The sequence below is a fragment of the Luteimonas granuli genome, assembly GCF_007795095.1.
GTDB lineage: Bacteria > Pseudomonadota > Gammaproteobacteria > Xanthomonadales > Xanthomonadaceae > Luteimonas > Luteimonas granuli.
Map to the genome: position 1 here is coordinate 2,277,087 of NZ_CP042218.1, position 11,846 is coordinate 2,288,932.

The 11,846-nt window shown below is 70.9% G+C and carries 13 protein-coding genes; 6 read left to right on the forward strand and 7 right to left on the reverse strand.

What is annotated here, in order from left to right; all coding sequences use genetic code 11:
• Nucleotides 1-131: 131 nt before the first annotated feature.
• Nucleotides 132-692 (reverse strand): alkyl hydroperoxide reductase subunit C, encoded by a 561-nt coding sequence (gene ahpC / locus FPZ22_RS10470; RefSeq protein WP_144892769.1) that lies wholly within the window; start codon nt 690-692, stop codon nt 132-134.
• Between the two features lie 114 nt (nt 693-806).
• On the opposite strand from ahpC, the gene prmC reads away from it, so the two are divergent.
• Both prmC and pip read left to right on the forward strand, forming a co-directional pair.
• Nucleotides 807-1,676 (forward strand): peptide chain release factor N(5)-glutamine methyltransferase, encoded by an 870-nt coding sequence (gene prmC, locus FPZ22_RS10475; protein ID WP_144892771.1) that lies wholly within the window; start codon nt 807-809, stop codon nt 1,674-1,676.
• Between the two features lie 34 nt (nt 1,677-1,710).
• The gene (pip, locus tag FPZ22_RS10480) at nt 1,711-2,652 is read left to right on the forward strand and encodes a prolyl aminopeptidase (protein ID WP_144892773.1); all 942 of its coding nucleotides are present in this window, start codon (nt 1,711-1,713) and stop codon (nt 2,650-2,652) included.
• Nucleotides 2,653-2,674: 22 nt separating this feature from the next.
• Here pip and FPZ22_RS10485 read toward each other — a convergent pair whose 3' ends face one another.
• From FPZ22_RS10485 to FPZ22_RS10495, 3 genes are read right to left on the reverse strand one after another with little or no spacing between them, the layout of a single operon-like run.
• On the reverse strand, nt 2,675-3,241 hold the full coding sequence (locus FPZ22_RS10485; protein WP_144892775.1) for an NUDIX hydrolase: 567 nt from the start codon (nt 3,239-3,241) through the stop codon (nt 2,675-2,677).
• A gap of 9 nt (nt 3,242-3,250) precedes the next feature.
• The gene (locus FPZ22_RS10490; RefSeq protein WP_144894132.1) at nt 3,251-4,204 is read right to left on the reverse strand and encodes a 5'-3' exonuclease; all 954 of its coding nucleotides are present in this window, start codon (nt 4,202-4,204) and stop codon (nt 3,251-3,253) included.
• Nucleotides 4,201-4,803 (reverse strand): nitroreductase family protein, encoded by a 603-nt coding sequence (locus tag FPZ22_RS10495; RefSeq protein ID WP_425463002.1) that lies wholly within the window; start codon nt 4,801-4,803, stop codon nt 4,201-4,203. Before FPZ22_RS10495 ends, FPZ22_RS10490 begins: the two co-directional genes overlap by 4 nt.
• Nucleotides 4,804-4,875: 72 nt before the next feature.
• Between FPZ22_RS10495 and FPZ22_RS10500 the strand changes: the two genes are divergently transcribed.
• A complete protein-coding gene (locus tag FPZ22_RS10500; RefSeq protein WP_144892779.1) occupies nt 4,876-7,236 on the forward strand; it encodes a DUF1631 family protein in 2,361 nt (786 codons plus the stop codon).
• A gap of 85 nt (nt 7,237-7,321) precedes the next feature.
• A complete protein-coding gene (locus FPZ22_RS10505) occupies nt 7,322-8,416 on the forward strand; it encodes an NAD(P) transhydrogenase subunit alpha (RefSeq protein ID WP_144892781.1) in 1,095 nt (364 codons plus the stop codon).
• Between the two features lie 9 nt (nt 8,417-8,425).
• Here FPZ22_RS10505 and FPZ22_RS10510 read toward each other — a convergent pair whose 3' ends face one another.
• From FPZ22_RS10510 to FPZ22_RS10520, 3 genes are read right to left on the reverse strand one after another with little or no spacing between them, the layout of a single operon-like run.
• Nucleotides 8,426-8,911: a DUF3106 domain-containing protein gene (locus FPZ22_RS10510; RefSeq protein WP_144892783.1), complete on the reverse strand. Its 486-nt coding sequence runs from the start codon at nt 8,909-8,911 to the stop codon at nt 8,426-8,428.
• Nucleotides 8,912-8,916: 5 nt separating this feature from the next.
• Nucleotides 8,917-9,303: a hypothetical protein gene (locus tag FPZ22_RS10515; protein WP_144892785.1), complete on the reverse strand. Its 387-nt coding sequence runs from the start codon at nt 9,301-9,303 to the stop codon at nt 8,917-8,919.
• Complete coding sequence (locus FPZ22_RS10520; protein WP_144892787.1) at nt 9,300-9,836, reverse strand: RNA polymerase sigma factor; 537 nt, start codon at nt 9,834-9,836, stop codon at nt 9,300-9,302. The genes FPZ22_RS10515 and FPZ22_RS10520 overlap by 4 nt, the downstream gene beginning before the upstream one ends.
• Nucleotides 9,837-10,040: 204 nt before the next feature.
• On the opposite strand from FPZ22_RS10520, the gene FPZ22_RS10525 reads away from it, so the two are divergent.
• Nucleotides 10,041-10,349 carry an NAD(P) transhydrogenase subunit alpha part 2 gene (locus FPZ22_RS10525; RefSeq protein WP_144892789.1) on the forward strand — a complete coding sequence of 103 codons (309 nt, stop codon included), beginning with the start codon at nt 10,041-10,043 and terminating at the stop codon, nt 10,347-10,349.
• The gene (locus tag FPZ22_RS10530) at nt 10,346-11,743 is read left to right on the forward strand and encodes an NAD(P)(+) transhydrogenase (Re/Si-specific) subunit beta (RefSeq protein WP_144892791.1); all 1,398 of its coding nucleotides are present in this window, start codon (nt 10,346-10,348) and stop codon (nt 11,741-11,743) included. Before FPZ22_RS10525 ends, FPZ22_RS10530 begins: the two co-directional genes overlap by 4 nt.
• Nucleotides 11,744-11,846 lie beyond the last annotated feature (103 nt).

Genomic DNA, 11,846 nt, shown 5'->3' on the forward strand with positions numbered 1-11,846 from the left:
CCCACTGTGGGAGCGGCTACAGCCGCGATCGCCGTCATGGCGGCTCCCACAGGGGGTGGAGATCTGCAGGAGCAGCTACAGCTGTGATCGCCGCTATAGCGGCTCCTGCAGGGTGGTGGTCGAAGCCTGGGTCAGATCTTGCCGACCAGGTCCAGCGACGGCTTCAGGGTCTTCTCGCCTTCCTTCCACTTGGCCGGGCAGACCTCGCCCGGGTGGGCGGCCACGTACTGGGCGGCCTTGACCTTGCGCAGGAGCTCCAGCGCGTCGCGGCCGATGCCCTCGGCGGTGATCTCGATCGACTGGATCACGCCCTCGGGGTCGATGATGAAGGTGCCGCGGTCGGCCAGGCCGCTCGGGCGCAGGATTTCAAAATTCTTCGAGATCTCGTGGGTCGGGTCGCCGATCATCGGATACTGGATCTTGCCGATCGCATCCGAGGTGTCGTGCCAGGCCTTGTGCGAGAAGTGGGTGTCGGTCGAGACGCTGTAGATCTCGACGCCGAGCTTCTTGAACTCTTCGTAGTTGAGGGCCAGGTCCTCGAGTTCGGTCGGGCAGACGAAGGTGAAGTCGGCCGGGTAGAACACGAACACGGACCACTTGCCCTTGAGATCGGCGTCGCTGATCTCGATGAACTCGCCATTCTGGTAGGCGGTGGCCTTGAACGGCTTGATTTCGGTATTGATGACGGACATGGGAATCCTCTCGGTGGTAGGGAAGACACCGGCCGCAGCCGGACGCAGGGATGTTAGGTGCGATCTATCGATCAGTAAAATGAATTATAACGATTCAATGGATAGGTTCTATCTATGAATGCCGGACGCAGCGTTGCATCCGGCCTCGCCCGGGCCCGACAGCGCATCGATGTCGCCGACGCCGCGCTGCTGATGCAGCACGTCCTCGGCCGCGGCCCAGCGTGGCTGTACGCCCACGGCGACGTTGCGCTGGCGCCGGAGGCGGAAGCCCGGTTCGAAGCCCTCGTCGCGCGCCGCGAAGCCGGCGAACCGGTCGCCTACCTGCTGGGCCGGCGCGGTTTCTGGAGTCTCGACCTCGCGGTGACGCCCGACACCCTGATCCCGCGGCCGGAAACCGAGCTCCTGGTCGAACAGGCCCTGGCGCGCCTCGACCCCGCGCTGGCGCTGCGGGTGGCGGACCTGGGCACGGGCAGCGGCGCGATCGCGCTGGCGATCGCCAGCGAGCGGCCGGAGGCGCGGCTGGTCGCCACCGACCGCAGCGAAGCCGCGCTCGCGGTTGCGCGCGCGAACGCGGCCGGTCTCGGTCTGGGCGAGCGCGTGGAGTTCCGTGCCGGCGACTGGTTCGCCCCGCTGGACGGCGAGCGCTTCGACCTCGTCGCCAGCAATCCGCCCTACATCGCCGAGGGCGACCCGCACCTGGAGCAGGGCGACCTGAGGCACGAGCCGCCCGCCGCGCTGGCTTCCGGGCGCGATGGCCTCGACGCGATCCGGAGCATCGTCGAGGCCGCGCCCGCACACCTCGTTCCCGGGGGCTGGCTGCTGCTCGAGCACGGCCACGACCAGGGTCCCCCGGTGCGTGCCCTGCTGGCGGCCGCGGGCTTTGTCGACGTCGTCACCGTGGTCGATCTGGAGGGGCGCGACCGGGTGGGTGCGGGTCGCCGACCGGGGGGCGGGACGGAGGGTGTGCCAAAGGGCGGCTGGTAGACTCCAGGGGTTTCCAGGCAGGAGCGGCTTCGGCATGCGCACGCTGTACCCAGAGATCGAACCGTTCGACACCGGCACCCTCCGTGTCGACGACCGCCATGTCCTCTACTACGAGCAGTGCGGGAACCCTGCCGGCAAGCCGGTGGTGCTGCTGCATGGCGGGCCGGGCGGCGGCTGCACGGAAAAGATGCGACGCTTCCACGACCCGGCGAAGTACCGCATCGTGCTGTTCGACCAGCGCGGCTCCGGCCGGTCCAAGCCGCATGCCGACCTCGTCGACAACACCACCTGGCACCTGGTGGACGACATCGAGCGCCTGCGCGGATACCTGGGCATCGAGCGCTGGCAGGTGTTCGGTGGCTCCTGGGGATCCACCCTGGCGCTGGCCTACGCGCAGGCGCATCCGAAGCGGGTCACCGAGCTGGTGCTGCGCGGCATCTTCATGCTGCGCCGCTGGGAGCTGGAGTGGTTCTACCAGGAAGGGGCCTCGCGCCTGTTCCCCGAAGCCTGGCAGCACTACATCGGGGCGATTCCCGAAGGCGAGCGCGGCGACCTGATCGCCGCGTTCCACCGCCGCCTGACCTCGGACGACGAGGCCACCCGCCTGGCCGCGGCGCGGGCCTGGAGCGTCTGGGAAGCGGCCACCAGCTTCCTGCACATCGACCCGGACTTCATGGCCGACCACGAGGACCCGCAGTTCGCGCTGGCCTTCGCACGGATCGAGAACCACTACTTCACCAACGCCGGCTTCTTCGAGTGCGACGACCAGTTGCTGCGCGACGCCTACCGCATCGTCGACATCCCGGGCGTCATCGTGCACGGCCGCTACGACGTGGTCTGCCCGATCCAGAACGCCTGGGACCTGCACCAGGTGTGGCCGAAGGCGGAGCTCGTCGTCACCCCGACCTCGGGCCATTCGGCATTCGAGGCGGAGAACGTCGACGCGCTGGTGCGGGCGACCGACCGCTTCGCCTGAAGGCCGGCGCGCGCGGGGGCGCTCAGGCCTTCGAACCGTCCGGGTTGTACTCGATCATCCACAGCCCGGCCCAGAGCTTGAGATCGAGCTCGTAGCCCTCGGCGTACTTCCGCATCAGCCATGCGGGCGCGGTGGCCCGCGGAACGGCGTGCACGGTGATGTTCTCGTCGGCCACGCCGCCGCCGTCGCCCACCCTGCGCAGGTCGCGGGCGCGTGCGAACGCGATCCGCTCGTTGCTCATGCCCGACGAGGTCGGGCCCATGAGCAGCACGTCGATGCGTCCCGCCTCCCAGCCGGTCTCCTCGATCAGTTCGCGTCGCGCGGCCGACTCCAGGGTGTCGGCGTCGAAATCGTCGCCCACCAGTCCCGCCGGCATCTCGATGGTGCGTGCGCCCAGGGGAATCCGGTACTGCTCGACGAACAGCACGTCGTCGTCCGGCGTCACCGCGATCACCAGCACCGCGAGCCCGTCCTTGCCGTGGGTGCGTTCGCAGGACTCCCAGTGCCCGCGCCGGACCATGCGCAGCCACTCGCCTTCGTAGAGGACCTCGGGAGCGGCATCGCCGAAAGGAATGCTGTCGTCGTCCATGGGCCGATCCTAGCCTGCCACCGATGTCGTCGCAGGGTCGGCCGCCGTGGGCGCCGGGCCGGAGCAGACCGCATCCAGCCGGCGCCGGGTCATCGGCCCGAAGCCGACGGCATCGGCGAACGCCTGCAGGGTGCCGCCCTCGGGCGTGGCGCGTGCGAACGGCGGCGTAGCGTCCCGCAGCGGCGCATCGCAGGCGATGGTCGAAAGCCGGCGGTACAGCAGCGCCTGTTCGCGATGTTCGCGCAGCCGGGCCGCGACCGTCGCAGCGCCGCGCAGGCGGAGGAAGGCGACCTCGTCGATGCGCTCCAGCAGCGCGTCCAGGGTGCCGAAGTGCGACAGCAGCACCGCCGCCGTCCTCGCACCGACACCGGGCACGCCCGGGATGTTGTCCACCGCGTCGCCGCACAGCGCCAGGTAGTCGGCGAGCTGGTGCGCGTGAACACCATGCCGCGCCTTGACCCCGTCCTTGCCCCAGCGGTGATCGCGGGCATAGTCCCACTGCTCGTCGCCGGCAAGCAGCAGCTGCGACAGGTCCTTGTCCGCCGAGACGATCACGCCGCGGTAGCCGTCGCCACGGACCACGGCCAGAGCGGTGCCGATCAGGTCGTCGGCCTCGTACTCGGGATGTGCCAGCACAGGCAGGCCGAGTGCGGCGCACAGGGCCTTGCAGTAGGCGAACTGGCGCTTCAGTTCCGGCGGCGCCGGATCGCGGTTGGCCTTGTAGGCCGGATACAGGGCGTTGCGGAAGCAGGAGTCCAGCGCCTCGTCGAAGGCGACGGCGATGTGCCGGGGGCGTTCGCGCTCCAGCAGGTCCAGCAGGAAGCGGGCGAAGCCGTGCACCGCGTTGGTCGGCCAGCCCTCGGCATCGCGGAAGCCGTCGGCGGGCATCGAATGCCACGCCCGGAAGACATACAGGCTGGCATCGACCAGGTACAGCGACGTCGCTGGAGCGGGCAGGCTCACGCCGACGGCGTCCACTCGCGCAGCAGGCCGGCGGGATCGGGCCGGTCGCGCTCGGGCGCCTCGATCCGCGGAGTGCCGATGTGGACGAAGCCGACGATGCGCTCGTCGGCGCCGAGCCCGAGCAGCGCGAGGATCGCGGAATCGTAGGCCGGCCAGCCGGTCAGCCAGGTGGCGCCGAAGCCGAGTCCCTGCGCCGCCTGCAGGAGGGCGAAGCAGGCGCAACCGGCGCTGAGCAGGCGTTCCTGTTCGGGGATCGCCGCGTCGGCCGGGTCGAGCACCGCCACCACGACCACCACCAGCGGCGCATGCGAGAAGCGCGCGCGGTCCTTGGCGACCGCGGCGTCGCCGGCGTCGGGATGCAGTTCCAGGCCGCGCGCGGCGACCGCCTCGCCGAGCGCGTCGCGGGCGTGGCCGGCGATGGACAGGAAGCGGAACGGGACCCGCTTGCCATGGTCCGGCACGCGTACGGCCGAGGCCAGCATGCGCTGCAGCTCGTCCGCGCTCGGCCCGGGCTCGCCCAGCTGCCGGGCCGGAACCGAGCGGCGCGCGTCCAGGGCCTGCAGGAGCGGGAATTGCGGGCTATTTGCGATTGCAGTCACAGCGTCGGTGTCTCCGTTCAGGAATGATGGGCGAGGGTGCATCCCCCCAAGCGCCACGTTTGTCGGATTCCGATGATCGCAGAAGACCCCCTCCGCTACCCCACCCGTCTGTCGCGCCATGACGCGATGCGGGATCCCGTGCGCGTTTTCGACGCGCTCCGGCGCGAATCGGTGACCGCGCTGGGCGGCGTGCTCTCCGGGTTCTGGGGCACCATCGAGGAACAGGTGCGGCTGGAGGCGCTGGCCGGCCACGACTACAGCGGGGCGCAGGACGACCGCATGGCGGTGATGGCCCTCGGGCACCGTGCGCTTGAACTCGCCACCCGCTATCGCGAATCCCTGGAGCGCGAATTCGATGCCTGGCGCAGGCCTGCCGTGGAGCAGGACGCGGACACGTCGCTGAGCCTGATGTCCGAGGGCGAGCTGGAGATCCACCTCGCCGGACAGCACATCACGGAGCTGCTCGACCACCAGTTCCTGCATCCGCTGGAGCAGCTCGGCGAGCGTCTGGAGGCGCTTGCCGAGGCGCTGGGCGTGGAGGGCAAGCGTGCCAACCCGGTGCGCCCGGTGGCCACGGTCGCGGCCTTCATCGGTCTGTTCGGCACCGAGGACCTCACTCGTGGCCTGCGCCCGCTGGTGTTCAACCAGTTCGACAAGCGCCTGCCCGAAGTCCTCGGCGAGCTCTACGAAAAGCTCAACGCGCTGCTCGAGGAGGCCGGATTCGGATCCGGCTCCGACAGCCCGGACCGGGTGGTGCGTCGTCCGGCTCCGGCGCCCGGCCCGGGTGCCGGCGATGGCCGGGCATATGCTGGCGACCAGGCCGGCGACGCAGGCGGCGTCTGGGTCCCGGATGGCGGCACGGTGGAATACAGCGTCCGCGGCCAGGCCGGAGGGGACGGGGATTCTGCCGGCGGCGCGCCCGCGGGGGGCGGCCCCGGCGGCCTGGTCCAGGCCGCGGCGCACGCCGCGGCCGCCGAGGGCCGGCCGCTGCGCTATCGCGACGTGGTACGCGAACATCTGGCCGACTGGCGGGCCGCGGGCCTGACGGCTGGAGAGGGCCCCTCGACGGTGCCTCCTGGCGCCCAGGTGCTGCGCACCGAGGACCTGCTGAATGTCGCCCAGATACTGCAGGGAGACGACGCCGCGCCCTACACCAGGGCGCTCGCCGTCAGCGACGCCCGCGAGTTGGGCCGGGTGATCCGCGAGGCGATCCGCGGCGGCCTGCGCCAGCTCGGCCTGGATGCGGACGCCGCGCATTTCAGCGTCGACGAGGAAGATGCGATCGACCTCGTGGGCATGCTCTTCAGTTCGATCAACGGTGCCAACGACCTCGAAGGCCGGGCCCGCGACTTCTTCGGTCGCCTGATCGTTCCCTACCTGAAGGTGGCGTTGACCGACGACTCGATGTTCAACCGCCGCAGCCATCCCGCGCGGCGCCTGCTTGATGTGCTCACCGAGGCCTGCGACGGCAATGCCGGCGAGACCCCCCAGGATCGGGAGACCCTCGACCGGGCCGAGCGCGCCGTCGATCGCGTGGTCGAGGAGTACGACGAGGACCAGGCCATCTTCGAGCTCGCCGCCAGCGAGCTCAGGGACCAGCTCGAGCAGCAGCGTCGGCGGACCGAACTCGCCGAGAAGCGTGCCGGCGAGGCCATCCACGGCCGCGAGCGGCTGCAGCAGGCGCGCACGCACGCCGCCGATCTGGTCGCGTCGCGCCTGTCCGGGCGCATGCTGACCGCGTCGGTGGCCAGGTTCCTCGACCACGACTGGCGGCACCACCTCACCCAGGCCTGGCTGCGCGACGGGCCGGGCAGTCCGCGCCATCGCCAGGCCATCGCCCTGGGCGACGCCATGGTCCAGGTCGACGCCGACGCCGCGCAGGCCCGGGGCCGCGTGGTCGCCGAGCAGCTGCTGGCGCTCCAGGTCCCGCTGGGCGAGTGCTATTCCAGCTGCGGCATGGATGCGGCCGCGGCCCGGGACGCGATGGCCAGGATCATCTCCGACCTCGGCCTGCCCGACGCGGCGCGCAGGGTCCACCACCCGGAGGGCGGTGTCGACGATGTCGAGCCCGCGGTGGACGAGTCGCCACTGGCCGGTTTGCGCCTCGCCGGTGGAACGGACACCTTCGACTTCGACCCGGAAGTCGCTGCTCGCATGCGCCGGCTGCGGGTCGGACAGGGCCTGCGTCTGGTGGAGGACGGGCAGGAGAGCGCGGCGCGGATCGCCTGGATCAGCCCTCTGACCGGCCGCTTCCTGGTGGTCAACCGGCGCGGCATGCGCAAGATGGTGGTCTCGCCGGAAGAGCTGTCGGTGCTGGTGGCCGCGGGCCGGGTCGTCGTGCGCTCCACCGATGCGCCCTTCGACGAGGCCATGCGCCAGGTCTGGAAGCACCTCGGTTCCATGCGCGACCCGGAGAGGGCCGCCAACGGCTGAGCGCGCTCCGCCCGCCTTCCCCCGGGCATCGCGCGGGCCCTGGGCATTCGCTAGGATGGCTCCAGGGCATCTGCGGGAGCGGGGAATGGCAGTGAGGATCGGCATCGCGCGCGAGACCGCGCCGGGCGAGCGTCGCGTGGCGCTGACTCCCGAAACCTGCAGGAAGCTGGTCGCCGCGGGCGCCCGGGTCACGGTCGAACGCGGCCTCGGCGTACGCGCCCACTTCGCCGACGAGGCCTATGCCGCCGCCGGCGCCAACCTGGTGGACGACGCGGCGTCGGCGCTGTCCGATGCCGATCTCGTGCTCTGCGTACAGGCTCCGCCGCCGGCGGTGCTGGCGACGCTGCGCGAGGGCGCGGCCATCGTCGGCCAGCTGCAGCCCGAGGCCGATCCGGCCCGCGCGGAGGCGATCCGGACCCGCCGCCTGGCCGCCTTTCCGCTCGAGCGCCTGCCGCGGACAACGCGCGCGCAGGCCATGGACGTGCTCAGTTCGCAGGCGGGCATGGCCGGCTACAAGGCCGTGCTGATCGCGGCCCAGCTGGCACCGCGCTTCTTCCCGATGCTCACCACCGCGGCCGGCACCATCCGTCCCTCGAAGGTGCTGGTGGTCGGTGCCGGCGTGGCCGGCCTGCAGGCGGTGGCCACCGCGCGCCGTCTGGGCGCGCAGGTGGAATGCTTCGACGTGCGGCCGGAAACACGCGAGCAGATCGAATCGCTCGGCGGGCGCTTCCTCGACCTGGGCGTCAGTGCGGCGGGCGAAGGTGGCTACGCGCGCGCGCTCGACGACGAGGAGCGCGCCGAGCAGCAGCGCCGCCTCGGCGAGCACCTGCGCGGCATCGACGTCATCGTCTGCACGGCCGCGGTGCCGGGGCGTCCTGCGCCGCGCATCATCACCGCGGAGATGGTGGCCGGCATGGCGCCGGGCAGCGTGATCGTCGACCTCGCGGCCGGGACCGGCGGCAACTGCGAACTGACGCGGCCCGGCGAGACGCTGGACGCAAGCGGCGTGACCGTGGCCGGCCCGCTCGATCTGGCCAGCAGCGGCGCCCTGCACGCCAGCGAAATGTTCGCGCGCAACGTGTTCAACTTCGCCAGCCTGCTGCTGGGCGAGGACGGACTCCGCTGCGACTGGGACGACGAGCTGGTGGCGAAGACGGTCTGGCCGCCGCGCGAAGGCTGAAGGCGCCGTTCAAGGATCCTGCGGCCGCTCGGCGGGCGCAGGATTGGCCTTGACCCAGGCGCGCCGCTCCTCGGGAGACATGTCCTTCCAGCGGGCGCGCAGGGCGGCGCGTTCGCTTTCAGACAGGGTCTTCATGCGCGCATAGAGCGCGCGCATGGCGTCGCGCTCCTCCGGCTCCATGTCCCGCCACCGGCTGGCACCGCGGCGGGCGCGCTCGCGTTCCTGCGGACCCATTTCCTGCCAGCGTTCGGCATGGGCCAGCATCCGCGCGCGCTTGCCGGGCTGCGCATTCCAGCGATCGCGCACGTGCGCCACCAGCGCCTCGCGCTGCGCGTCGGTGAGCTGGTCCCAGGCGGGGAGGGGCGCAGCGTCATGTGTCGCCCGCGGGGACGCCGGAGGCGTCGCATCCGCGGACTGCGCGGCCGCAGGAGCCGCCATGGAGAGGGCCAGCGTCAGCAGGGGCACGGCAAAGGATCGGGTCGGGAAGGTCGTCATGGTCATCACTCCATGGCCAGGAACTGGCCGTCCTGGGAGGCAATCCAGAGGTAGAGGTCGGGGTCTTCGTCGAGCGCGGCGACGCTGTCCTCGAAGGCCGCCGTTTCCGCCGCATCGGTCGCGACGGCCAGCGGCGGAAGCGCGTCGCCGGCAGGGTCCGGCGCCGACCCGGGCCCCGGCTGGCGCAGGCCGATCGCGAGGGCGAAAACCGCCGTTGCGGCCGCGGCCAGCCACCAGCCGCCGCTGCGCGGAGCGCCGGATGCCGACGCCCGCGCGGCGGCTTCGCGGCGCATGCGCAGCTGGTACGTCGTGCGTGACGGGAGCTGCTCGACGGCACGTGCATGCAGCGCCCGCATCCTCAGGTCGAAATCGTGGTGGCGAGGGTCGTTCATCGGAAATCCTCCAGTCGCTTCTGCAGCGCGTCGCGTGCGCGCGACAGGTGTGTCTTGACCGAGCCTTCGCCGCAGCCCATGACGCGCGCGGTCGTCGCGACGTCGAGCTCTTCCAGCACGCGCAGCGTGAAGGCCTCGCGCTGGCGCCGGGGAAGGTCGCGCAGGGCCCCGACCAGCTCCCCGTAGGCTTCCCGGCCCTCATGGGCCCGGGAGGGGTCCGGTTCGTGGCCGGCCCAGTCCACGCCTTCCTCGCGACGCTCGTCGGCGGAGCTCATCCAGCCGAGCCGCAGGGTCCGCCGCCGCTGCGCATCCACGATCCGGCTGCGCAGGATCGTCCAGAACAACGGCGTCCATTCCTCCGCCGGCCGGTCGCGGTAGCCCAGCATCTTCATCATCGCGTCCTGCACCGCGTCCATCGCATCCTCGCGGTGGCGCAGGCCGGCCTCGGCGAAGCGGAAGGCTCGGGCCGAGATTCCGTCGAGGAAGCCCTCCAGGGTCGCCCCGGCATCGGCGCGAGAGACGGGGGGGGGCAATGACCTGGCGGGCGGCGTCTACGGGCATGCCGTCCAGCATAGCCAGCCCGATCCCGCCGCGATGTCGCCGCGCGCTGCCGTCCATCCGCCTGAGTCCCGTGGTAACGGGGAGGTCAACGCGCGCGGGGGCCTCGGGTTGACAGGCACGGTGGCACCCCGGTCGGGGACGGTTATCATCGGGTCGGACAGCCGGGGAGAACGCGCGTGGCCGATGGATTCGTGGCGCTTTACATCTTCATGCTGGCGGCGATCGCCGGCCATGTGATCATTTCGCGTGTGCCGGTGATCCTGCACACGCCGCTGATGTCGGGTTCCAACTTCATCCACGGCATCGTGCTGATCGGCGCGATGGTGGTGCTGGGGCACGCCGATACCACCCTGGAGAAGGCGATCGGCTTCATCGCCGTGCTGATGGGCGCGGGCAACGCTGCCGGCGGTTATGTGGTCACCGAGCGCATGCTGGAGATGTTCAAGCCCAGCGACAAGGCCAGGGCCAGGGAGGGCGGCGCATGAGCGGCGCCGAGATCCTCGGGCTGGTGATCAAGTCCAGCTACCTGGTCGCCGCGACCCTGTTCCTGCTCGGCCTGCAGCGCATGGCCTCGCCTCGCACCGCGCGCAGCGGCATCCAGTGGGCGGGGGTGGGCATGGTGCTGGCCACCCTGGTCACGTTCTTCATCCCGGGGCTGCAGAACATCGCCCTGATGGTGGTCGCGGTGGCACTGGGCACGGTGCTGGCCTGGGTCTCGGGCAGGAAGGTGGCGATCACCGACATGCCGCAGATGGTCGCGCTGTACAACGGCCTGGGCGGCGGCTCGGCGGCCGCGATCGGCGCGGTCGAGCTGCTGCGCTGGTCGGCGGCGGGCGCGGCTCCGGGCATGGTGGTGCCGGTGCTGGCGGTGCTCGGCGCGCTGATCGGTTCGGTGGCGCTGTCGGGCTCGATCATCGCCTGGGCCAAGCTCGACGGGCGCATGGACAAGCGCTACGGCTTCCCGGGGATGCAGCTCTTCAACGCCGCGGTGTTCCTGGCCGCGGTTGTGCTGGGCGGCATGGTGGTGCATTCGCTGGGCGTGCCGCTGGTGGTGGCCTTCTTCATCGCCGCGCTGGCCCTGGGCGTGCTGATGACCCTGCCCATCGGCGGCGCCGACATGCCGGTGGTGATCTCGCTGTACAACGCCCTGACCGGCCTGGCGGTGGCCTTCGAAGGCTACGTGCTCGGCAACGAGGCGCTGATCATCGCCGGCACCATGGTCGGCGCTGCCGGCATGCTGCTGACGCGGCTGATGGCCAAGGCCATGAACCGCTCGATCAGGAGCGTGCTGTTCTCGAACTTCGGCGGCGGCGGCGAGGCTGCGGAGATCGCCGGCAGCCAGAAGCCGATCGAGGCGGCCGACGTCGCCGCGATGATGGCCTACGCCGAGCGCGTGGTGATCGTGCCCGGCTACGGCATGGCCGTGGCCCAGGCGCAGCACAAGATCTGGGAGCTCAGCCAGCGGCTGATGGACCGAGGGGTGAAGGTGAAATTCGCGATCCACCCGGTCGCGGGGCGCATGCCCGGCCACATGAACGTGCTGCTGGCCGAGGCCGGCGTGCCCTACGACCTGATCGCGGACATGGACGACATCAATCCGGAGTTCCGCAACACCGACGTCAGTCTGGTGATCGGCGCCAACGACGTGGTCAATCCGGTGGCGAAGACCGACCCGGCCAGTCCGATCTACGGCATGCCGATCCTCGACGTGGTGGAGTCGAAGAACACCATCGTGATCAAGCGCGGCAAGGGACGCGGCTTCGCCGGCATCGAGAACGCGCTGTTCTATGCCGACAACACGCGGATGCTCTATGGCGATGGCGCCGAAATGGCCAATGCGCTGGTGAGCGAACTGAAGGCGCTGGACGGCGGACATTAGTCCGGGCACACAGCGGCCTGCGTGATCGGGCAGGGACGAACAGCACGTGTGACGTGATGGACCGTCAGTTGAACGCTTGCGGCCGGGGGCGTCGCCATCTAGC

Coding starts and splice junctions, on each gene's coding strand:
- ahpC (WP_144892769.1), bottom strand. CDS start 692: ATGTCCGTCATCAATACCGAAATCAAGCCGTTCAAGGCCACCGCCTAC.
- FPZ22_RS10485 (WP_144892775.1), bottom strand. CDS start 3,241: ATGGACGACGACAGCATTCCTTTCGGCGATGCCGCTCCCGAGGTCCTC.
- FPZ22_RS10500 (WP_144892779.1), top strand. CDS start 4,876: ATGATCGCAGAAGACCCCCTCCGCTACCCCACCCGTCTGTCGCGCCAT.
- FPZ22_RS10510 (WP_144892783.1), bottom strand. CDS start 8,911: ATGACGACCTTCCCGACCCGATCCTTTGCCGTGCCCCTGCTGACGCTG.
- FPZ22_RS10515 (WP_144892785.1), bottom strand. CDS start 9,303: ATGAACGACCCTCGCCACCACGATTTCGACCTGAGGATGCGGGCGCTG.
- FPZ22_RS10505 (WP_144892781.1), top strand. CDS start 7,322: ATGGCAGTGAGGATCGGCATCGCGCGCGAGACCGCGCCGGGCGAGCGT.
- pip (WP_144892773.1), top strand. CDS start 1,711: ATGCGCACGCTGTACCCAGAGATCGAACCGTTCGACACCGGCACCCTC.
- prmC (WP_144892771.1), top strand. CDS start 807: ATGAATGCCGGACGCAGCGTTGCATCCGGCCTCGCCCGGGCCCGACAG.
- FPZ22_RS10530 (WP_144892791.1), top strand. CDS start 10,346: ATGAGCGGCGCCGAGATCCTCGGGCTGGTGATCAAGTCCAGCTACCTG.